The following is a 20,276-nucleotide window of genomic DNA, read 5'->3' as shown; positions in this document are numbered from 1 at the left end:
GCCACCGCAAGTTCGGGGGCGGCGCGCAGAAGCTGCTCAGCCATGGCGGCGCCTCCTGGCGAATTCGAGATAGGCCCAGGGCACGATGACGATGACGACCGACAGCAGCATCATTGTCGAGGCGGCGAAGCCCTGCCCCAGATTCTGCGCCAGGAACATGTAGTTGTAGACGTATTTGGCCGGCACTTCGGATGCGATGCCGGGGCCGCCGCTGGTCTGGGCGACAACGAGGTCGTAGACCTTGACGATGCCGCTGGCGATGATCACCAACGTGGTCACAAGCACCGGCCGCATCATCGGGATGACGATGAAGACATAGGTCTTCCAGGTCGGGATGCCGTCGACGCGCGCCGCCTTCCAGATGTCGCCGTCGATGCCGCGCAGGCCTGCCAGCATCAGACACATGATCAGCCCCGTGCCCTGCCACAGCCCGGCGATCAGAATGCCGTAGATGACGATGTCGGCATTGTAGAGCGGGTCGAAGGTGAAGCTTTCCCAGCCGAGATTGCGAACCACCTGCTGGATGCCGAAATTTGGATTGAGGATCCACTGCCACGCCAGGCCGGTGACGATGAAGGACAGCGCGAAAGGGTAGAGAAAGATGGTGCGGAAGGTGTTCTCGAAACGGATCTTCTGGTCCATCAGGGCAGCCAGCACAAAGCCGATGACCAGTGAAAAGACCAGCGTGCAGACGCCGTAGATGGCGAGGTTCTCGACCGCCACCAGCCAGCGCGGCGTCGCCCACAGTCGCTCGTACTGGTCGAAGCCGACGAAGCTGGCGCGGGGCAGCAGTTTGGAGTTGGTAAAGGAATAAAACACCGTCCACGCCGTGCCGCCGACGAAAATGACCAGCGCGGTCAGGATCATCGGGATCGAGGCGATCTTGGCATTCAGGTTGCGAAACAAGCTGAATGGTCGGCCCTGATACGTCGGGGTCATCGGTCGGCACCCATCCGGATCGTCAGCCAATCTGCCGGTCCCGACATGTCGGGGCCGGCAGAACGCCGCTGACAGGACTGCAGCATCTCAGGCAGGAACCGGGTCGGGAAGCCCGGATGCCCTGCCCTAGTCCGCAGCGGCGATGATTTCGGCAAAGCGTTTCTGCGCGTCTTGTGGCGAAAGCTCCTTGTTGGCGAAGAACTCCACGAACAGATCATTGATCTGGGTCACGCCATCGGCCGACATCAACTGGTCGGGCGCCGGGATGATGTTGCCCTTGGCGAGGATCTCGAGCCCCTTCTTCATGCAGTCATTGGCGGCGTTCAGGTCGACGTCGCCGCGCACCGGCAGCGAGCCCTTTTTGAGGTTGAAGGCAACCTGGGTCGCCGGCGACAGCATCACCGAGGCAAGCGCCTCCTGTGCCTTGGCCTTTTCAGGATCGGTCTGCTTGGGGAAGTAGAAGGCATCGCCGCCGGTCGAGATGATCTCGTTGACGCCGAGGCCGGGCAGGCAGGTGTAATCCTTGCCGGCAACCTGGCCGGCGACCTGGAACTCGCCCTGAGCCCAGTCGCCCATGATCTGTCCGCCGGCCTTGCCGTTGATGACCATGCTTGTCGCCTGGTTCCACTCCTGGACGTTGGACCTGGCCGACATCTGGCGCGCCTGGTCGGCAGCGGCGAAGACCTTGGCCATTTCGGCGCCGGCAGCCAAAGTCGCGTCCTTGTCGCCAAACACTTTCTGGAACGTTTCCGGACCGGCAAGTGCGACGAGGATGACCTGGAAGGCGAGCGTCGTCTGCCAGGGCTGCTGGCCGATGGCGAGCGGTACGATGCCCGCCTTTTCCAGCGCCGGCGCCGCTGCGACGAACTCGTCCCAGTTCTTCGGTACCGCCACGCCGGCGTCGGCAAAGGCCTTGTTGGACAGCCACAGCCACTGCTGCGAATGGATGTTGACCGGCACGCAGTAGATCTTGCCGTCCAGCGTGCAGCCGTCGAGCAGGCTCTTGGGGTGGATGAACTTTGTCCAGCCCTCCTTCTGTGCCAGTTCGGTGAAATCGCGCATCAATCCAGCCTGGACGAGCTCTTCCGCCTGGCGGCCATGATTGAACTGGGTTGCGCCCATCGGATCGCCGCCGGTGATGCGCCCGATCATGATCGGGCGAGCGATGTCACCGGAACCGGCGATGGCGCCGTCGACCCATTTGTTGCCGGTGGCATCGAAGGCCTTGGCGAGTTCGGCAACTGCCGCCGCCTCGCCGCCGGAGGTCCACCAGTGCGTCACTTCGAGATCGGTCGCGGAGGCTGAACCTGCAGCCCCAAACACGACGCTTGCTGCAAATGCAGCTGTCGTCAGCCTATAACGCATCGTACTCCTCCCTGAATCTGAAACGTTACAGGTACGGACGTTAGGCGAAGTTTTTGGCCGCTGCAATGGGTGTGCGATATTTTCTTCGCGAGCCGAACTAAAGCCAGGAGAAGCAGCAGCCCTGTTGCGCTGGTAAATCGCGCCGCAATGCAGCATTTCCAAGCAAATCATGCAGATGAATCAACAGTCGACAGCCATTTTGCAGCGCACGGTCACGCCTGAGCCGTCGACCGTGGGGGCTCTCCAAAAACACCGTGAATTGGCACAATGTGAAACGTTACAGTTCTTGCAGGAAAGCGCTTGTCAGGTCCATCATGCAAATGCGATATGCGCCGAGCAGGGATCACGGTGGGGCAATGGCCATGAACGACAAGACACCGCCGGATGAAAATGCCGACCAGGCCGCTGGCGGCGAGGCCAATCCGCCGACGCTGAAGACCATCGCCTTCATGACCGGCCTCGGCGTCACCACCGTGTCGCGCGCGCTCAAGGACGCCCCCGAAATCGGCGCGGCGACCAGGCAGCGCGTGCAGCTCGTCGCCCGCCAGATCGGTTACCGGCCAAACCGCGCCGGCGTGCGCCTGCGCACCGGCAAGACCAATGTCATCAGCCTGGTGCTCGACACCGAGGAGCAGGTCGGCGGCTTCGTCTCGGACCTCATCTACGGCATCTCCGAGGCGCTGGCGCAGACTCCCTATCACCTGGTGGTGACACCCTATTCGCGCAACAACGATCCGCTGGAGCCGGTGCGTTATGTCGTCGAGACGGCGTCGGCCGACGGCGTCATCATCTCGCGCACCGAACCCGACGACAAACGTGTGCGTTACATGACCGAGCGCGGCATGCCTTTTGCCACCCATGGCCGCACCCATATGGGCATCGACCATGCGTTCCACGATTTCGACAACCATGCCTATTCAATCGAGGCGGTGAAGAAGCTCGCAGCGCTCGGGCGCAAGCGCCTGGCGCTGCTCGCCCCGCCCTCGAACCTCAGCTACTACCATCACATGCGCGACGGCTTCGCTGACGCCCTGATGGAACACGGATTGAGCGAAGTGCCGTTCCCGATGGCCACCGTCGACCATTCCATCGAGGACATTCGAAAGCAGACCGTCGAGCTGATGCGCCGACCCAACCGTCCAGATGCCTTCGTCAGCGGCGCGGGGGCCGGCACCTTCGCGCTGGTCGCCGGCATCGAGGAGGCCGGCTTCCGGATCGGCCAGGACGTCGACATCGTTTCCAAGCAATCGTCAAAACTGCTGCACCTGCTCAGACCGCAGCTCTACGTCGTCAATGAAGACGTGCGGCTGGCGGGCGCCGAACTCGCCCGCGCCGTGCTCGGCCGCATCGCCGGGCGCGACATCGGTGCCCTGCAGAGCCTCAGCAAGCCCAAGGCGGTCGAGGCCTACGAGACACCCGGATCAGGAAAAGACGACACCACCTGAGCAGCCCTCTCCCCGTATACGTGGCGAGGGGGGCCGCGCCGCGGCAGCTTCCCGTCTCCCCATTCACCGGGAGACGCTGTCAGCAGGCGGATGAGGGGCAGCGCTGCCCGACACTTCCCTGAGGACGCTAACTGCCGCTGCCCCACGGCCCGTGGTGCGCGCCCGGCTCGTCGATGCGCTCGAAGCCGTGAGCGCCGAAGAAATCGCGTTGCGCCTGGGTGAGATCGGTCGAGCCGCGACCCTGGCGATAGCCGTCGAAATAGGCCAGCGCCGACGACAGCGCCGGCACCGGCAGCCCGGCCTCGGCGGCGCGGGCGACGATGCGGCGCAGCGACGGATGCGCCTTGCCCATGATCTCGACAAAGGCCGGCACAATCAAAAGATTGGTCGACCGATCGGCCTTGCCGAAAGCTTCGGCGATGGTGTCGAGGAACTGCGAACGGATGATGCAACCGGCGCGCCAGATCTTGGCGATGGTCGGCATCGGCAGGTTCCAGCCGAATTCCTTCGACGCGCCGGCCATCACGGCGAAGCCTTGCGCATAGGCAGCAATCTTGCCGGCAAACAGTGCAAGCTCGAGATCGCCGAGTACCTCGTCCTTGTTGCCGGCGAATTTCAGCGTGTTGGCGCCGTAGGCCTTTTCCGCCGCCAGCCGTTCATCCTTCATCGACGACAGCACGCGTGCCGCGACCGCCGCTTCGATGGCTGTCGCCGGGATGCCAAGCTGCTGTGCCTCGATGACCGACCACTTGCCGGTGCCCTTCTGACCGGCGCGGTCGAGGATGATATCGACCACCGGCTTTCCGGTCTTGGGATCGTCGGCTTCGAGCACCGATGCGGTGATTTCGATCAGGTAGGATTCGAGCCGGCCCTTGTTCCAGCCGGCAAAGACCGGCGCGATCTGCTTCGGCGTCATCGACAGCCCGTCGCGCAGGATGCCGTAGATCTCAGCGATCATCTGCATGTCGGCATATTCGATGCCGTTGTGGATGGTCTTGACGAAATGGCCGGCGCCGTTCGGCCCGAGCCAGGCGGCGCAGGGCTCGCCCTTGTACTTGGCCGAAATCGCGGTCAGCACGTCCTCGACGCGGGCATAGGATTCAGGCGTGCCGCCGACCATGATCGAGGGGCCGTGGCGCGCGCCCTCTTCACCGCCCGAGACACCCATGCCGATGAAGGTCAGGCCCGAGCCGTCGAGCTCCTCGAAGCGGCGCATCGTGTCGCGGAAATTGGCGTTGCCGGCATCGATGATGATGTCGTTGGCGGCGAGAACCGGGCGCAGGGCTGCGATCTGCTGGTCGACCGGATCGCCGGCCAGCACCATGATGATGATCGGTCGCGGCGGGCGGATGGCGGCGGCCAGTTCCTCGATCGAGCCGCAGGGCACGACCATGTCGCGCAAGGCGCCCGCCGATTCGACAAACGCCTGCGTCCGGGCCGGTGTGCGATTGAAGACGGCGATACGATGGCCTTTTTCGGCGATGTTCAGCGCCAGGTTCGAGCCCATCGTGCCCAATCCGATCAGTCCGATTTCGGCTTTTTCCATGGTCGCTGGTCCTGTCTGCTGATTGCTGTCGTCGAAGACGCGGCATGATTGACCGCGCTTTTGCCGAGGTCAACTCGCCGCCCGACGCGCCTTGTCGCCGGTCGATCAACTCGTCGTGGCCTGACCTTGCGTCATCAGTCCTTGCGGCGGCGGCCGTAGAGCTCGAGCCGGTGATGGACGATGTCGTAGCCGAGCTGGCGGGCGATTTCCTGCTGCAGCTGCTCGATGCGATCGGAGCGGAATTCGATGACGTCGCCGGTGTCCATGTCGATGAGATGATCGTGGTGATCGCCGCCAGCCTGCTCGAAGCGCGATGGCCCGCCCTCGAAGGCATGGCGGTGAATGGCCCCCATCTCCTCGAGCAACTTCATGGTGCGGTAGACTGTCGAAAGCGAGATGCTCTTGTCGACCTGTTCGGCGCGGCGGAAGATCTCCAGCGCGTCGGGATGGTCCTCAGTTTCACCCAGAATGCCAAGGATGATCTTGCGCGGCCGCGTGATGCGGATGCCCGCCTTGCGCAGCGCTTTCTCGTAGTCCGGCTTCTTGGGAGCATGTTTCACAGGCGTCTTCGTCATGGCGCGACTATGTGCCAGATGACACTCAGTTGCAAAAGATTATGTCGCCGTTCATCCCCAGGTGAAGTGGGGCGATGCGTGTCCCCCGCGTGGGAGCAAGTGGAAGACGGCCCGCGCTATACGAAGCCAACCCTCCCCGCCGTGATGGCCTGCCGGCCATCTCCCCCACAAGGAGGGAGATTAGTCTCGTCGCCAGGGGCGCTCATTCTGCCACGTTGCATCAAAAAGGCCCCGAGATGTTGGCGACGCTGGCGATCGGACGGATCGCGGCATAGCCGATCTGTGGGAGCTAAAAAGAAGCTAAAAGCGTCAACAAGCTATCCACGCATCGACCATCCTGCCTGCCGTCGCCCGCGCAACAAGACCACTTCGGAAGGTTCAGTAAGCGACAGTCACATCTCTACTTGCAAACGATTTGCAATTGCATTGACAGGCGCACCAACTGCCATTAGGTAAGGCACCGTAGCTGCCGCCCCTTCGGTGCGGCATTCTGAAACGGGATTACCATGACAGCACTTCGCACCACCTTCGCCGCCATCGCTCTGCTTGCGGCGGCGCTCGGGCTTTCGGCCTGCTCTCAGGACAGCGCGGCGGGCGGCAAGATGAAGGTGGTGACCACCTTCACCGTGATCGCCGACATCGCCCGCAACGTCGCCGGCGACGCAGCCGAGGTGGAATCGATCACCAAGCCCAATGCCGAGATTCACAACTACCAGCCGACGCCGGGCGACATCCTGCGCGCCCAGAAGGCCGACCTCGTTTTGTGGAACGGCCTGAACCTCGAACTGTGGTTCCAGAAGTTCTTCGAAAACCTCGACGGCGTCAGCCAGGCCGTCGTCTCCGATGGCGTTGTGCCGATGGGCATCGCCGAGGGTCCCTATACGGGCAAGCCCAACCCGCATGCCTGGATGTCTCCAGAGGCGGCGCTGATCTATGTCGAGAACATTCGCAAGGCCTTCGCCGAGAAAGACCCTGAAAACGCCGAGGTCTACGCCAGGAACGCCGCCGCCTATGCCGAGAAGATCAAGGCGACGGTGGCGCCGATTCACAAGGCCATCGAGACCATCCCTGCCGAGCGCCGCTGGCTCGCCACCAGTGAAGGCGCCTTCTCCTACCTGGCGCGCGACTTCGGGCTGAAGGAGGTCTATCTTTGGCCGATCAATGCCGACCAGCAAGGCACTCCCCAGCAGGTGCGCAAGGTGATCGACCTCGTCAAGGCCAACGGCATTCCGGCCGTGTTCAGCGAAAGCACCGTGTCGTCGAAGCCTGCCGAGCAGGTCGCACGCGAGACCGGGGCAAAATATGGCGGCGTGCTCTATGTCGACTCGCTGAGCGATGAGAGCGGCCCGGTGCCGACCTATCTCGACCTGTTGAGCGTCACCACTCAGACCATCGTCAAGGGACTGACCCAATGACTGCACCCATGAAAGGGCGGCCCCAGGCGGAGGCCGCCCCGGGCGACGGGCTCAACGTCTCCAATATCTCGGTGACCTACCGCAACGGCCACACCGCCTTGCGCAACGCCTCATTCGCCATTCCGCGCGGCACCATCACCGCGCTCGTCGGCGTCAACGGCTCGGGCAAGTCGACCCTGTTCAAATCGATCATGGGCTTCGTGCCGCTGGCGTCAGGCAGCGTCGAGATTTTAGGCCAGCCGGCACGCGAAGCGCTGAGGAAAAACCTCGTCGCCTATGTGCCGCAAAGCGAGGACGTCGACTGGAATTTTCCAGTCCTTGTCGAGGATGTCGTCATGATGGGCCGCTATGGCCACATGAATTTCCTCCGCATGACGCGCGGCATCGACCGCGAGGCGGCGGACGCAGCGCTCGAACGCGTTGGCATGGCCGACTTCCGCAAGCGCCAGATCGGCGAACTGTCGGGCGGGCAGAAGAAGCGTGTATTCCTGGCCCGCGCGCTGGCGCAGGAGGGCGAACTCATCCTGCTCGACGAACCCTTCACCGGCGTCGACGTGCGCACCGAAGAGGCGATCATCGCGCTTTTGCAGGGCCTGCGCGACGAAGGTCGGGTGATGCTGGTGTCGACCCACAACCTGGGTTCTGTGCCACGCTTCTGCGACCGCGCCGTCCTGATCAACCGGACCGTTCTGGCGGCCGGGCCGACTTCTGAAACCTTCACCAAGGCCAACCTCGAAAAGGCCTTCGGCGGCGTGCTGCGCCAGTTCATCCTCGGCGGCTCCGAACTGCATGACGATGCCGATACGCGACAGGTGACGGTGCTGACCGACGACGAGCGACCCTTCGTCATCTATGGCGACGGAAACGGCAATGATCGGGCCGACAAATCGGGTGGGCGCCGGAAATGATCTCCACGCTGATCGAGCCGTTCGGCTACGGCTACATGCTCAACGCCATGTGGGTGTCTGCACTCGTCGGCGGCGTCTGCGCCTTCCTGTCGGCCTATCTGATGCTCAAGGGCTGGTCGCTGATCGGCGACGCGCTTTCGCATTCGATTGTCCCAGGCGTCGCCGGCGCCTACATGCTCGGCCTGCCCTTCGCGCTCGGCGCGTTCCTGTCGGGCGGGCTGGCGGCGGGCGCCATGCTGTTTCTCAACCAGCGCACCAAGCTGAAGGAGGACGCCATCATCGGGCTGATCTTCACCTCCTTCTTCGGGCTTGGCCTGTTCATGATCTCGCTGTCGCCGGCCTCGGTGAACATCCAGACCATCGTGCTCGGCAACATCCTGGCGGTGACGCCTTCCGACACGTTGCAGCTTGTCCTGATCGGCGGCATTTCGCTGGCGATCCTGCTCGCCAAATGGAAAGACCTGATGGTCGCCTTCTTCGATGAGAACCACGCGCGCTCGATCGGGCTGAACCCTGATTTGCTCAAGGTGCTGTTTTTCATGCTGCTGTCGGCCTCAACGGTGGCGGCTTTGCAGACAGTGGGCGCCTTCCTGGTCATCGCGATGGTGGTGACGCCGGGGGCGACGGCCTATCTGCTCACCGACCGGTTTCCCCGGTTGATCGTCATCAGCGTGGCGATCGGCAGCGTGACCAGCTTTGCCGGCGCCTATGCCAGCTACTTTCTGGACGGCGCGACCGGCGGCATCATCGTGGTGGCGCAGACGCTGATCTTCCTGGTCGCCTTCGTCTTCGCACCCAAGCACGGATTGCTTGCGGCGCGGCGACGGGCGCGGCTGGAACTGGAGGCTGGGGCATGATCGAAACCCTCGCCCTGCCCTTCGCCTTCCCGTTCATGCAGCAGGCTTTCGCCATCTCGCTTTTGGTTGCGGTGCCAATGGCACTGTTGTCTTGCTTCCTGGTGCTCAAGGGCTGGTCGCTGATGGGTGACGCCATCAGCCATGCGGTGTTGCCCGGCGTCGTGCTGGCCTACATCGCCGGCCTGCCGCTGGCGGTCGGCGCCTTTGCCGCCGGCATGACCTGCGCGCTGGCGACCGGCTATCTCAAGCAGAACAGCCGGATCAAGGAAGACACCGTCATGGGCATCGTCTTCTCCGGCATGTTTGGCCTCGGCATCGTGCTCTACACGAAGATCCAGACCGACGTGCATCTCGACCATATTCTGTTCGGCGACATGCTCGGCGTGAGCTGGAGCGATGTCGGCCAGACGGCAGCCATCGCGCTGGTGGCAACAGGTGCCATCGGCTTCTTCCGCCGCGACCTGTTGCTGCATGCCTTCGACCCACAGCACGCGCAGGCCATCGGCCTGCCGGTCAGGCTGCTGCATTATGGGCTGCTGACGATACTGTCTTTGACCATCGTCGGCGCGCTGAAGGCCGTCGGCATCATCATCGCCATTGCCATGCTGATCGCCCCCGGCGCAATCGCCTACCTGCTCACCGACCGCTTCGAGCGCATGCTTATGGTGTCAGTGCTGGTGGCGGTGTCTTGCTCGTTGTCGGCCGTCTATCTCAGCTTCTTCATCGACAGCGCGCCGGCGCCAACCATTGTGCTGCTGATGAGCCTGACATTCGTCGCGGCGTTCTTTGTCTCCAAGCGGCGGACGGCGATCAGGCAGAAACAGGTGGCGGTAGAGTGAACAGCATACCTTCCCCTTGTGGGGAGGGCCGAGCAACAGAGCCGAGCGGGTTGGGCGTAGGAGTTCCCACGCTCACCCACGCCCGGCCTTTTCGGGTCACCCTCCCTGCAAAGGGGACGGCAAGGCGTTTACGCAGCTGCAGCCGCCAGCCGGCGGCGGGCAAAGGAATGACCCTCACTGTCGAAGATATGCAGTTCGTCGGGACTGGCGGCGAGCCGAATCTTGGCACCGCGCTTGACCTCGACATTGCCGGGCAGCTTGGCCACCAGCGGCTGGTCCGCGCGACCGATGTCGACATAGACCAGTTGGACCTCGCCGAGCTGCTCGACATAGTCGACGAGCCCCTCGAACAGGTAGTCGTCACCGGTCGCAACATAGAGATCCTCGGGTCGCACGCCGAAGCTTACTGGCTTGCCCTGGGCCTCAGAGGGCGTCGCCACCGGAACAGAGCTCTTGTGGCCACCGACATGGCTGACGACGCTCGTCTCGCCCGTCCTTTCGATGGTACCGGCAACGATGTTCATCGCCGGCGAGCCGATGAACTGGGCGACGAACAGATTGCCGGGATGCTTGTAGAGCTCCATCGGCGAACCGACCTGCTCGATGCGGCCATCCTTGAGCACGACGATCCGGTCGGCCAGCGTCATCGCCTCGACCTGGTCGTGGGTGACGTAGATCATCGTTGTGTTGGGCATCGATTCCTTGAGCTTGGCAATCTCGATGCGGGTGGCGACGCGCAAGGCGGCATCCAGGTTGGACAGCGGCTCGTCGAAGAGGAAGACCTTCGGGTTGCGCACGATGGCGCGGCCGATGGCGACACGCTGACGCTGGCCGCCGGACATCGCCTTGGGCAGGCGGTCCAGATATTTGGTCAGCTGCAGGATTTCGGCCGCGGCGCGCACCCGCTTGTCGATCTCGGCCTTGCTCTCGCCAGCGATCTTCATGCCGAACGCCATGTTGTCGTAGACGGTCATGTGCGGATAGAGCGCGTAGGACTGGAACACCATGGCGATACCGCGCTTGGACGGCGGCACGTCGTTGACCTTCTCGCCGGCGATGTACAGTTCACCGCCGGTGATCTCCTCCAGGCCTGCGATCGAACGCAACAGCGTCGACTTCCCGCAGCCCGAAGGGCCGACGAAAACGATGAACTCGCCCGACTTGATGTCGAGGTCGATGCCATGAAGAATGTTGAGATTGCCGTATGACTTCTTGACGTCCCTGAGCGTTAGATCGGCCATGGTTTCCTCCCAGTACCTAATTTGCGGTCAGACGAAGCGCCCGAACCAGGCGCCGTAACCACCGAGCCGGACTGCGCCGGCGTTGGCATTTCCATCGAGCCCATGCCCCGGCAAGGGCTGCAGACCACGACCTCCGAGGTCGATGTTAGCCGGCGCGCTGCCAAGATTGAAGACGCAGACGACCTCCTCGTTGCCTTCGCGACGGGTGAAGGCGACGACGTCGTCTTCTGCCTTGAGGAAGGCGATCTCGCCCTTGGCGAGCGCCGGATGTGAACGGCGGAAGGCCAGGAAGCGCCGGTAGTGCTCAAGCAGCGAGGCCGCATCACCCTCCTGGGTGTCGACAGCCTTCGCCAGATGATCCGCGGGCACCGGCAGCCAGGGCTTCGCCCGGGAGAAGCCGCCATTGACGGCGTCCTTATTCCACACCATTGGCGTGCGGCAGCCGTCGCGGCCCTTGAACTCGGGCCAGAAGCGGATGCCGTAAGGGTCCTGCAGATCCTCGAAGGTGAGGCTGGCTTCGGTCAGGCCAAGCTCCTCGCCCTGATAGATGCAGACCGAACCGCGCAGCGACATCAGAAGCGCCGAGATCACTTTGAGATAGGCGGTGCGGTCGGCCTCGCCCATGCCCCAGCGCGAGGCGTGGCGGACGACGTCGTGGTTGGAGAAGGCCCAGCACGACCAACCGTCGCTGGCCGCCTTGCCGAAATCTTCGAGCACCGTGCGCACCTTGGCGGCCGAGATCTTTTCCGGCGCCAGGAAGTCGAAGGCGTAGCACATCTGTACCTTGTCGCCGCCGGCGGTGTAGGACGCCACGACCTCGAGACCGCGCTGGGAATCGCCGACTTCGCCAACGGCTGCGGCCGCCGGATACTCGTCGAGCACGGCGCGGAAGCGGGCGAGGAATTCAAGATTCTCCGGCCGGCTCTTGTCGTAGATGTGGTCCTGGAAATTGTAGGGGTTTACCGCGGGTGCCGTCTGGTCGTTGCGCTGTTCCGGCGGCAGCGCCGGATTGTCCTCGAGGCCTGCCGAGTGGAAGTAGAAATTGATGGTGTCGAGACGAAAACCGTCGACGCCACGGTCGAGCCAGAAGCGGGTAACGTCGAGCAGCGCGTCCTGGACGTCGCGGTTGTGGAAGTTGAGGTCGGGCTGCTCGGCGAGGAAGTTGTGCAGGTAATACTGCATGCGCCTGGTGTCCCACTGCCATGCAGAGCCGCCGAAGATCGACAGCCAGTTGTTGGGCGGGCTGCCATCGGGCTTGGCGTCGGCCCACACGTACCAGTCGGCCTTGGCATTGTCGCGGCTGGCGCGACTTTCCTTGAACCAGGCGTGCAGATCGGAGGTGTGCGAGATGACCCCGTCGATCATCACCTTGAGGCCGAGGCGGTGGGCTTCTGCGATCATAGCGTCGAAGTCGGCGAGCGTGCCGAACATCGGGTCGATGTCGAGATAGTCCGAAATGTCGTAGCCGAAATCCTTCATCGGCGACTTGAAGAAGGGCGAGATCCAGACGGCATCCGCACCCAGGGAGGCGATGTGCGGCAGCCGGTCGATGATGCCCCTGAGGTCGCCGATGCCGTCGCCGTTCGAATCCTGATAGCTGCGGGGGTAGATCTGGTAGATCACCGCCCCGCGCCACCAGTCGCGATCGACAGCGGTTTCAGGGTTTTCGAACTTGCGCATTGCGGCTTGCATCTGAGCTAGCCTCCCTTGACTGAGCCCGCGAGCAGGCCGCGGACGAAATAACGTTGAAGCGAGAAGAACACGATCAACGGCACGATGATGGTGACGAAGGCCGAGGTGGTGAGGATTTCCCAGTCGCCGCCACGCGAACCGAGCAGGGCATTGAGCTTGCCGGTCAGCACCAGCTGGTCGGAGCCCGAGCCAAGGAAGACCATCGCCACCAGCAGATCGTTCCAGACCCACAGGAACTGGAAGATGGCAAAGGAGGCGAGCACCGGAAAGGACAGCGGCAGCACGATCTTGACGAAGATCTCGAAGTCGCTGGCGCCGTCGATGCGCGCCGATTCCATGATCTCGCGCGGCAGGCCGGCAATGTAGCTGCGCAGGAGATAGATCGCGAAGGGCAAGCCGAAGCCTGTATGCGCCAGCCATATGCCGAGATAGGTCTTGGCAGGCACGCCGAAGAACAGGCCGACGCCATTGTAGAGCTTGAGCAGCGGAATGAGGGACATCTGCAGCGGCACGACGAGCAGGCCGATGATGACGGCGATCAGCAGCGCGCGGCCGGGAAAACGCATCCAGGCAAGCGCATAGGCAGCATAGGCGGCGATCAGGATCGGAATGATTGTCGCCGGAATGGTGACCGTCAGCGAATTGATGAAGGAGCGTCCGATGCCTTCCGAAAACAGCACTGTGCGGTAGTTGTCGGTGGTGAAGCGCGGCGGCGCCGAGGCCGAGAAATAGACACGCTGGCCACGGGTGATCTCGAAGGCCTTGGGCGACGACATCACGTAGGAGCCGTCGTCATTGACCTGAAGCGTCACGCCCTCGCCGAGGTCGGCGGCAGTGCCGGCTTCGAATTGCGTCGGCTGCTGCGCCTTGGTGCCGAAGGCGGTCACGGTGCGTGCGTCGCCGGCGCCGAACAGATTGCCCATGATCAGGAACTTGCCGTCCTTCTCGACCTGCTTGTCGGCGGCGTCGGTGCGCCCGGCCTCGGTCTGAGACGAAGTCGACAACGCCGTCCACCAGCCCGAGACGATGAGCTGATCCTTGTCGCGCAGCGAGCTGACCAGGATGCCGAGCGTCGGGATGGTCCAGATGGCAACGAAGACCAGCACCGCGATGTGGACGCCGAAGCGGCCGATGAAGGATTTTCCCCTTGAACTGGCCATGTCAGTGTCCTCCCCCACCTTCACGATTGGCCTGGCGGATGTTCCAGATCATGATCGGCACGACGGCGAGCATGATGATGACGGCAATCGCCGCACCGCGGCCGAAGTCGCCGCCACCGCGGAACATCCAGTCGAACATCAGATTGGCCAGCACCTGGCTGTTCCACTGGCCGTTGGTCATGGTCAGCACGATGTCGAAGACCTTGAGCACCAGGATGGTGATGGTGGTCCAGACGACCGCGATCGTGCCCCAGATCTGCGGCACCATGATCTTCCAGAAAATCTGGAACGGGTTGGCGCCGTCGATGACGGCGGCCTCGATGGTCTCCTCCGGAATGCCGCGCAGGGCAGACGACAGGATGACCATGGCAAAGCCGGTCTGGATCCAGATCAGGATGACCATCAGAAAGAAGTTGTTCCAGAACGGCGTCGAGATCCACACCTGCGGATTGCCGCCGAGATACTGCACGGCGGCGTTCAGGATGCCGATCTGGGTCTGGCCCTCGGCCCGATACTCATAGACGAACTTCCAGATGACGCTGGCGCCGACGAAAGAGATGGCGAGCGGCAGAAAGACCAGGCTTTTGGCGATGTTGCCCCACCAGATCTTGTCGGTGAGCACGGCGATGATCAGGCCGAAGAAGGTGCAGGCAGCCGGTACGACGGCGAGCCACAACAGGTTGTTGAAGATCGAATTGCGGAACTCGCGGTCGCCGAAGGCCCAGCTGTAGTTGGCAAGGCCGACGAAGTTCTCGCCGCCACGGTCCATGAAGGACAGCCTGAGTGTCTCGATCACCGGATAGACAAGGTAGACGGTGACGATCAGCATCGCCGGGCCGACGAACAGCCATGGCCGGATCAGGCCCTGGCGACGCAGATTGTCGACGGCGGCAGCGCCTGAAACGCCGCGCGAGGGAAAGACCGCGTCGAGGATCTTGTTGGCGCCCCAGTAATAGACGACGCAACCGCCGACGCCGACGATGATGGTGAAAATGGCCGAAAGTATCTGTGCCGTCATGGGAAGCATTCCCTTTCAACCGACCCTTTTCAACGGGCCCTTTTCAACGGACTTGTTCGCGCAGACTTGAAAGGAAGTCCCCTCACCCGCTCTCCGCGACACGCCGGGGCACCTCTCCCGGCGGGAGGGGGAACCGGGTCGGGGCCGCCGGTGCCTCCCCCGACGAGGGGAAGGCGTCCGCGAAGCGGCAAGGCGAGGGGACTAGCTTGAACGCTTACTTGATCGCGTCCCAGCTCTTCTGGATGTCGGCTGCGACATCGGCTGCGGGCTTGCCTCCGACGAGGTCGATCATGCCGGTCCAGAAGGCGCCGGCGCCGATCTTGCCCGGCATCAGGTCGGAACCGTCGAAGCGGAAGGTCGAGGCGTTGACCAGGATGTCGCCCTGCTTCTTCAGCGCTTCGTTGCCATAGGCTTCCTTGTTCGCCGTCTTGAGCGGGGTCAGGAAGCCCGACTGCGCCATCCAGATCTCGTGGGCGAGCGGCATCTTCAGGAAGTCGATGAAGGCACGCGCGGCCTTGGAGTCCTTGGCGATGGTGAACAGCGTGCCGCCGCCGAGTACGGGATTGCCGAGCTCGGGCTTGGCGGCGACGGGCGGCAGGTAGAAGAAGTCGGCATCCTCGCCGAGCTTGGTGCCTTCCGGGAAGAAAGACGAGATGAACGACGCCTGGCGGTGCATGTAGCACTTCGGCGGCACGGCAAAGAGGCCCTTCGGGCTGTCGCGGAAGTCGGTCGCGGCGACCGCCGCCTTGCCGCCATCGACATATTTGTCGTTGGTGGCGATCTTGGCGAAGATGTCGAGCGCGTTGACGACGGCCGGATCGTTGAACGGAATCTCGTTCCTGGTCCACTTGTCATAGACGTCGGGCGCCTGGGTGCGCAGCATGATGTCTTCGACCCAGTCGGTGGCCGGCCAGCCGGTGGCGCCACCCGAACCCAGACCGATGCACCACGGCACGCCGCCATCGGCGACGATCTTGTCGGTCAGCGCCTGCATCTCTTCCCAGGTCTTGGGAACCTCGTAGCCGGCTTCCTCAAAATTCTCCGGCACATACCAGACCAGCGACTTCAGGTCGGCCTTGAACGGGAAGCCGTAAAAGCCGGGCTTGCCGTCCTTGTCCTTGTAGGTGCCAAGATCGACCCAGGACTGGCCGGCGCCGTAGTTCTCCTTGATGAAATTGGCAGTGCCCTCGTCGAGCGGCGTCAGCAGGCCCTTGGAGGCCAGATCCTGGATCAGGCCCGGCTGCGGCAGGATGGCGATGTTGGGCGGGCTGCCAGCCTGGGTGTCGATGACGATCTGCTGTTCGTAGTTCTCGGACGACGAGTAGTTGATCGTCGCGCCGGTGGCCTCGCTGAAATAGTCGAGCACCGAACGGGCCAGTGCCTCGTCTTCACCGCGCCATGGCCCGAAGATCGAGAGCGTCTCGCCCTTCAGGTCGACCTTCTTGAGTTCGTCGAAATTTGCCCAGGTGAAGCGGGCGTCCTCGCCCGGTTTGAACTTCAGCTCCGCCGAAGCGGGCGCGCTCAGGGCGACGGCGGCAAAAGCCACGCCCAGCAACAGGGTCTTCCTCATGGTCTTCCTCCCAGTGGATCGAAAACTCCGGACGGAACCTCCATTCCGCCCGCCTGCACCGCCCCGAACTGTGCCCCAGACTTGCATGAGCTGCAACTGCTTCACGCAACGGCATTTCAAAGCGCTTTGGATTGCCGCATCACGCCACCGGAATTGTCAGGAGTCAAGAGGCTCGCTCAACTAATCGATTTAAATTCGACAGCAGTGTGCGCTGCAGCATGCTTTTTGGGTGCCGCACGAGTAGATTTCGCTTCAAAGCAAGCAATTCGGCAGCTATTCTTGCCGGCAACACGCAGCTGCTTCGCCCGACATCAGGCAGAAGCCCGATTGAAAGCGCTTTGAGAATCGGAGCCGAGGTGAACCTCAAGCAATTGTCGCTGATGCTCGAACTCTCGCAGACGACGGTGAGTCGTGCGCTGAACGGCTATCCCGAGGTCAGCGAGGAGACGCGTCGGCGGGTTACCGATGCCGCCAAGCGCCACGGCTACCGGCCGAACCCGAGTGCGCGCCGGCTGGCGACCGGCAAGGCCGGGATGATCGGCTATGTCATGCCTACGGGAGCCTCGGTCGACATCGATCCGCATTTCGTCGAATTTCTCTCCGGCCTCGGCGACTATGCCCGCGGCCACGAACTCGATCTTGTGCTGAGCCCGGCGGATGCCCAGGACGAAGAAACCACTTACCGGCGCATCGTCGCCAACAAGCAGGTCGACGCGCTCTATATCTCGGCGCCCTACAATGCCGACAAGCGCGTGGCGCTTGCCCACCAGCTCGGCATCCCCTTCATCGTGCATGGCCGCAGCGAAGGCCTCGATTTCGACTATCCGTTCATCGACATCGACAATGAAGGCGCCTTTCATGACGCGACGCGGCTGCTCGTCCAGCTCGGTCACAAGCGGGTGGCGCTGATCAATGGCGACGACACCCAGACCTTCGCCATCTTCCGCGAGCGCGGCGTGAGGCGAGCGCTGGCCGAAAGCGGGCTGGTGCTGGAGCCGAAGAACATCCGTTCGGAGATCATGACCGAGGAAAACGGCTACCGCGCCGCGCGGCGGTTGCTCGAGGGGCCGGAGGCGCCGACGGCGATCGTCTGCTCCAGCCTGCTGATGGCGCTTGGCATCGTACGCGCGGCGCGCGACCTCAATCTCTCGATGCCACGGGATCTCTCGCTGGTCAGCCACGACGACGTGTTCCACTGGCTGAAGCCGGAGCATTTTTCGGTGCCGCTGACGACGACACGCTCGTCGATCCGCGCCGCGGGCGCCCGCGTCGCCGAAAGGCTGGCGGCGCGCATTTCGGGGGTGGAAGACGGCGCACGCGGCGAGGTCTGGCCGGTCGACCTGGTGGTGCGCGGATCTATTTCGGGCGCGAGGTAGGAACGCGCAGGCTATTCCTGCGGCATCTCGGCGGCGTTGTAGACGTGGCGGGCGGCCAGCAGGGCGGCGAGTTCGCTGTCTCCGGCGATCACCGCCCGCAGGATGCCGGCATGTTCTTCCCAGTTCTGGCGGCCGCGGCGCTTGCTGATCGGCGCGAACAGCATGACCGTGCGGTCGCGCAGCGAGCGCACCATGTCCTGCAGCACGGAATTGGCGGCGACGGTTGCCAGCGCCTCGTGGAACTCGGTGTTCTGGCGCGACAGCAGCACCGGATCGTCGGTGTCGGCGAGCTTGGCGCCGTCGTCGAGGATGCGCTGCAGGGCGGCGATCTGTTCGGGATCGTGGCGCTTTGCCGCGAGCTTGGCGTTGAGCGCCTCGAGCGTGGCGCGAACCTCGACCAGCTCGCGCTTCTGCTCCTCGCTGAAGACGGTGACGGAAGCGCCGCGTCGCGGCTCGATGGTGACGATGCCTTCGGCGGCGAGCTCGCGCAGCGCCTCGCGTACCGGCATGCGCGACACGCCCATCTCCTCGGAAAGGCGGCCCTCGACCAATCTTTCGCCGACGCCGATTTCGCCGCTGACGATGCGCTCGCGCAAGGCGGCGGTGATCAGCTTGGTGAGCGGAGCGTGGATTTCCCCGAGTACGACGGTCATGGTCTTACACTTCCTGTGGCAAGGGTCGAATCAACCTGCGGAAGCAACGCCTTGTGCGGGATGATATAGCGTCCGGGCTTTGGAGTACAATATTCAATCCGCATCGCCCATCTGCTGCATTGCAGGCCACGACGCGAGCCGGTTTGCGCCATGGAGTGGCCCAAACAGCATACCGTCGCGGCCGATGCTCATCGCCTCCGCGGCGTCCAATGGCAACCCGGGGTTGAGACCCGGCCAATCGTGAGTTGGCGTTGCCGGCGTGCCGTGGCGAATGAAGGTCGCCCAGGCAGCCATCGCGGCGGCGACGGTGGCATCGACATCGACGCCGATCTTGGGCGCAAGATGCGGATGCCGGTGGGTGCCGAAGACGAACGGCACGCAGGCGGCGTGCGGCGTGCCGCCGGTCACGGCGAGCGGCCAGGCGAAATCGTAGAGGAAAGCGGGCGAGCCGCGCCGCGCATGGCGCGTTGCATACTGCAAGATCGGCGCGCGGAAGACGAGGTCGGAGTAGATGGCGAGCCAGATCGCGGCGGAGCCGGCATCCGGCATGGCAAAGCCATAGGCGGCGAAGGTCGCCGCGGGCGAAGGCGTGGGCTCGAACGGGTAATGCAGCGCAATCAGCCGCGCCAGCGCCGCTTCGAATGGTGCACCCGGTTCGGGCGGCGTCAGTGCCGAAAGCCTGGTGCCGTCGGGCAGAGCGAGGTCATACCAGAACCTGGCCTCGTCGCGGGTGAAACCGATCAGCAGCGGCACGTCGGCGAGCACCCCGTCATGCGGCCAGGCATGCACCAACCTGCCATCGAGCGTGGGCGCGGTGCGCGGCCGGGGGAACCGTCTGGTGAAGTCGACATCGCGCAGCAGCGCAGCTTCGCGGCGGACGAGGTCGGAACCGTCGAGATCGCGCAGGCCGGCGACCGAGGTGCCCAGTGCCGCAGCCACCGCCTCGGTGTATTCGGCGGCATCGTCGAGCCCGACGAACATTGGCGGTTGGAACAGCGGAGGGCTTTGGGCGATGACACCGCAAAACAGCCCCTCACAGTCCGGGTTCTGCGCGATCAGCACGACATTGGCGGCGCCAGAGGATTGGCCAGCTATCGTCATCTTGCGCGGATCGCCGCCGAAGCCGGCGATGCTGTCGCGCAGCCAGCGCAGGCTCGCGATCTTGTCCTGCATGCCCCAGTTGGCGCATGTGCCGGTTTCGGGGTCGGTGAGTTCGGGATGGGCAAGACCACCCAGCGGGCCGAGACGGTAGTTGACGGTGACGACGACGATGCCGTGTTCGCGGGCGAGGCGAAAACCGTCACAGGCGGCAGCGCCGCCATGGCCATTACGCGTCGCCCCGCCATGGAACCAGACCAGCACCGGCGCATCGCAGGCATCGGCAGGCGCCCAGACATTCAGCGTCAAGCAGTCCTCGTCCATGCAGGCGATCGGCTCGTTGAGCCAGGTCTGGCTGCCGGCGAGATGCTGCGGTGCCGCCGGACCGATGTGGTCGACACGCCGTATGCCGGCCCAACCAGGCACTGGCCTTGGCGACCGCAACCGCAGAGCACCGACGGGCGCCGCCGCATAGGGAATGCCGAGGAACCGGTCGACGCCGTCATGCCGTTGCCCGGCGAGGCTGCCGGCGGGCGTTTCGACTGCGATCTCCATGCTGCCCTCGCCCTACCAGCCGTT

General features: G+C 63.7%; 17 protein-coding genes. 6 read left to right on the top strand and 11 right to left on the bottom strand.

All coding sequences use genetic code 11. The annotated features are described in order from the left end of the window. Positions 1-36: 36 nt before the first annotated feature. Positions 37-939, bottom strand: coding sequence for a carbohydrate ABC transporter permease (locus Amn_RS02260; RefSeq protein WP_154384542.1), 903 nt, complete (start codon positions 937-939; stop codon positions 37-39). A 126-nt stretch (positions 940-1,065) separates the two neighbouring features. Then, on the bottom strand, positions 1,066-2,304 hold the full coding sequence (locus Amn_RS02255) for an ABC transporter substrate-binding protein (protein WP_154384541.1): 1,239 nt from the start codon (positions 2,302-2,304) through the stop codon (positions 1,066-1,068). A 356-nt stretch (positions 2,305-2,660) separates the two neighbouring features. Between Amn_RS02255 and Amn_RS02250 the strand changes: the two genes are divergently transcribed. Beyond that, a complete protein-coding gene (locus tag Amn_RS02250; protein ID WP_154384540.1) occupies positions 2,661-3,749 on the top strand; it encodes a LacI family transcriptional regulator in 1,089 nt (362 codons plus the stop codon). Between the two features lie 127 nt (positions 3,750-3,876). Here Amn_RS02250 and gnd read toward each other — a convergent pair whose 3' ends face one another. Both gnd and Amn_RS02240 read right to left on the bottom strand, forming a co-directional pair. Next, a complete protein-coding gene (gene gnd / locus Amn_RS02245; RefSeq protein ID WP_286294445.1) occupies positions 3,877-5,295 on the bottom strand; it encodes an NADP-dependent phosphogluconate dehydrogenase in 1,419 nt (472 codons plus the stop codon). A gap of 134 nt (positions 5,296-5,429) precedes the next feature. Beyond that, positions 5,430-5,870, bottom strand: a complete 441-nt coding sequence (locus Amn_RS02240; protein ID WP_067954969.1) for a Fur family transcriptional regulator — start codon at positions 5,868-5,870, stop codon at positions 5,430-5,432. Between the two features lie 602 nt (positions 5,871-6,472). On the opposite strand from Amn_RS02240, the gene Amn_RS02235 reads away from it, so the two are divergent. Genes Amn_RS02235 through Amn_RS02220 form a run of 4 tightly spaced genes read left to right on the top strand, consistent with a single transcriptional unit; the run spans position 6,473 to position 9,889 of the window. Further along, a complete protein-coding gene (locus Amn_RS02235; protein WP_246340588.1) occupies positions 6,473-7,285 on the top strand; it encodes a metal ABC transporter substrate-binding protein in 813 nt (270 codons plus the stop codon). Then, positions 7,282-8,193, top strand: coding sequence for a manganese/iron ABC transporter ATP-binding protein (locus Amn_RS02230; protein ID WP_502874746.1), 912 nt, complete (start codon positions 7,282-7,284; stop codon positions 8,191-8,193). The genes Amn_RS02235 and Amn_RS02230 overlap by 4 nt, the downstream gene beginning before the upstream one ends. After that, a complete protein-coding gene (locus tag Amn_RS02225) occupies positions 8,190-9,050 on the top strand; it encodes a metal ABC transporter permease (RefSeq protein ID WP_067954976.1) in 861 nt (286 codons plus the stop codon). The genes Amn_RS02230 and Amn_RS02225 overlap by 4 nt, the downstream gene beginning before the upstream one ends. After that, on the top strand, positions 9,047-9,889 hold the full coding sequence (locus tag Amn_RS02220) for a metal ABC transporter permease (protein WP_286294443.1): 843 nt from the start codon (positions 9,047-9,049) through the stop codon (positions 9,887-9,889). Before Amn_RS02225 ends, Amn_RS02220 begins: the two co-directional genes overlap by 4 nt. A gap of 128 nt (positions 9,890-10,017) precedes the next feature. Here the strand turns inward: Amn_RS02220 and Amn_RS02215 are convergent, their stop codons facing one another. From Amn_RS02215 to Amn_RS02195, 5 genes are all read right to left on the bottom strand, one after another. Then, positions 10,018-11,130: an ABC transporter ATP-binding protein gene (locus Amn_RS02215; protein ID WP_286294442.1), complete on the bottom strand. Its 1,113-nt coding sequence runs from the start codon at positions 11,128-11,130 to the stop codon at positions 10,018-10,020. A 27-nt stretch (positions 11,131-11,157) separates the two neighbouring features. Beyond that, a complete protein-coding gene (gene bglA, locus Amn_RS02210) occupies positions 11,158-12,810 on the bottom strand; it encodes a beta-galactosidase BglA (RefSeq protein ID WP_371746536.1) in 1,653 nt (550 codons plus the stop codon). 17 nt (positions 12,811-12,827) lie between these two features. Further along, positions 12,828-13,982: a carbohydrate ABC transporter permease gene (locus Amn_RS02205; protein ID WP_067954984.1), complete on the bottom strand. Its 1,155-nt coding sequence runs from the start codon at positions 13,980-13,982 to the stop codon at positions 12,828-12,830. Between the two features lies 1 nt (position 13,983). Beyond that, on the bottom strand, positions 13,984-15,000 hold the full coding sequence (locus Amn_RS02200; protein WP_067965784.1) for a carbohydrate ABC transporter permease: 1,017 nt from the start codon (positions 14,998-15,000) through the stop codon (positions 13,984-13,986). A 214-nt stretch (positions 15,001-15,214) separates the two neighbouring features. Continuing rightward, positions 15,215-16,570 carry an ABC transporter substrate-binding protein gene (locus Amn_RS02195; protein WP_067954985.1) on the bottom strand — a complete coding sequence of 452 codons (1,356 nt, stop codon included), beginning with the start codon at positions 16,568-16,570 and terminating at the stop codon, positions 15,215-15,217. 356 nt (positions 16,571-16,926) lie between these two features. On the opposite strand from Amn_RS02195, the gene Amn_RS02190 reads away from it, so the two are divergent. Continuing rightward, entirely contained in the window at positions 16,927-17,946 is a 1,020-nt protein-coding gene (locus Amn_RS02190) for a LacI family DNA-binding transcriptional regulator (protein ID WP_067965786.1), read from the top strand. An 11-nt stretch (positions 17,947-17,957) separates the two neighbouring features. On the opposite strand, the gene Amn_RS02185 is transcribed toward Amn_RS02190, so the two are convergent. Both Amn_RS02185 and Amn_RS02180 read right to left on the bottom strand, forming a co-directional pair. Continuing rightward, a complete protein-coding gene (locus tag Amn_RS02185) occupies positions 17,958-18,599 on the bottom strand; it encodes a GntR family transcriptional regulator (RefSeq protein WP_067954987.1) in 642 nt (213 codons plus the stop codon). A gap of 93 nt (positions 18,600-18,692) precedes the next feature. Beyond that, positions 18,693-20,252, bottom strand: coding sequence for a carboxylesterase/lipase family protein (locus Amn_RS02180; RefSeq protein WP_067954990.1), 1,560 nt, complete (start codon positions 20,250-20,252; stop codon positions 18,693-18,695). Between the last annotated feature and the right edge of the window lie 24 nt (positions 20,253-20,276).

The sequence above is a fragment of the Aminobacter sp. Y103A genome (assembly GCF_030294925.1).
In the GTDB taxonomy this organism is placed as follows: Bacteria; Pseudomonadota; Alphaproteobacteria; order Rhizobiales; family Rhizobiaceae; genus Aminobacter; species Aminobacter ciceronei.
Note: the sequence above shows the minus strand (reverse complement) of the source record. Positions and strands in the feature narration are given on the sequence as shown.

What these genes read in the sequence shown, in the direction of transcription:
- Amn_RS02205 (WP_067954984.1), bottom strand. Translation starts at nt 13,982, where the DNA reads ATGGCCAGTTCAAGGGGAAAATCCTTCATCGGCCGCTTCGGCGTCCAC.
- Amn_RS02235 (WP_246340588.1), top strand. Translation starts at nt 6,473, where the DNA reads ATGAAGGTGGTGACCACCTTCACCGTGATCGCCGACATCGCCCGCAAC.
- gnd (WP_286294445.1), bottom strand. Translation starts at nt 5,295, where the DNA reads ATGGAAAAAGCCGAAATCGGACTGATCGGATTGGGCACGATGGGCTCG.
- Amn_RS02215 (WP_286294442.1), bottom strand. Translation starts at nt 11,130, where the DNA reads ATGGCCGATCTAACGCTCAGGGACGTCAAGAAGTCATACGGCAATCTC.
- bglA (WP_371746536.1), bottom strand. Translation starts at nt 12,810, where the DNA reads ATGCGCAAGTTCGAAAACCCTGAAACCGCTGTCGATCGCGACTGGTGG.
- Amn_RS02180 (WP_067954990.1), bottom strand. Translation starts at nt 20,252, where the DNA reads ATGGAGATCGCAGTCGAAACGCCCGCCGGCAGCCTCGCCGGGCAACGG.
- Amn_RS02260 (WP_154384542.1), bottom strand. Translation starts at nt 939, where the DNA reads ATGACCCCGACGTATCAGGGCCGACCATTCAGCTTGTTTCGCAACCTG.
- Amn_RS02230 (WP_502874746.1), top strand. Translation starts at nt 7,282, where the DNA reads ATGACTGCACCCATGAAAGGGCGGCCCCAGGCGGAGGCCGCCCCGGGC.
- Amn_RS02255 (WP_154384541.1), bottom strand. Translation starts at nt 2,304, where the DNA reads ATGCGTTATAGGCTGACGACAGCTGCATTTGCAGCAAGCGTCGTGTTT.
- Amn_RS02225 (WP_067954976.1), top strand. Translation starts at nt 8,190, where the DNA reads ATGATCTCCACGCTGATCGAGCCGTTCGGCTACGGCTACATGCTCAAC.
- Amn_RS02200 (WP_067965784.1), bottom strand. Translation starts at nt 15,000, where the DNA reads ATGACGGCACAGATACTTTCGGCCATTTTCACCATCATCGTCGGCGTC.
- Amn_RS02220 (WP_286294443.1), top strand. Translation starts at nt 9,047, where the DNA reads ATGATCGAAACCCTCGCCCTGCCCTTCGCCTTCCCGTTCATGCAGCAG.
- Amn_RS02250 (WP_154384540.1), top strand. Translation starts at nt 2,661, where the DNA reads ATGGCCATGAACGACAAGACACCGCCGGATGAAAATGCCGACCAGGCC.
- Amn_RS02185 (WP_067954987.1), bottom strand. Translation starts at nt 18,599, where the DNA reads ATGACCGTCGTACTCGGGGAAATCCACGCTCCGCTCACCAAGCTGATC.
- Amn_RS02240 (WP_067954969.1), bottom strand. Translation starts at nt 5,870, where the DNA reads ATGACGAAGACGCCTGTGAAACATGCTCCCAAGAAGCCGGACTACGAG.
- Amn_RS02195 (WP_067954985.1), bottom strand. Translation starts at nt 16,570, where the DNA reads ATGAGGAAGACCCTGTTGCTGGGCGTGGCTTTTGCCGCCGTCGCCCTG.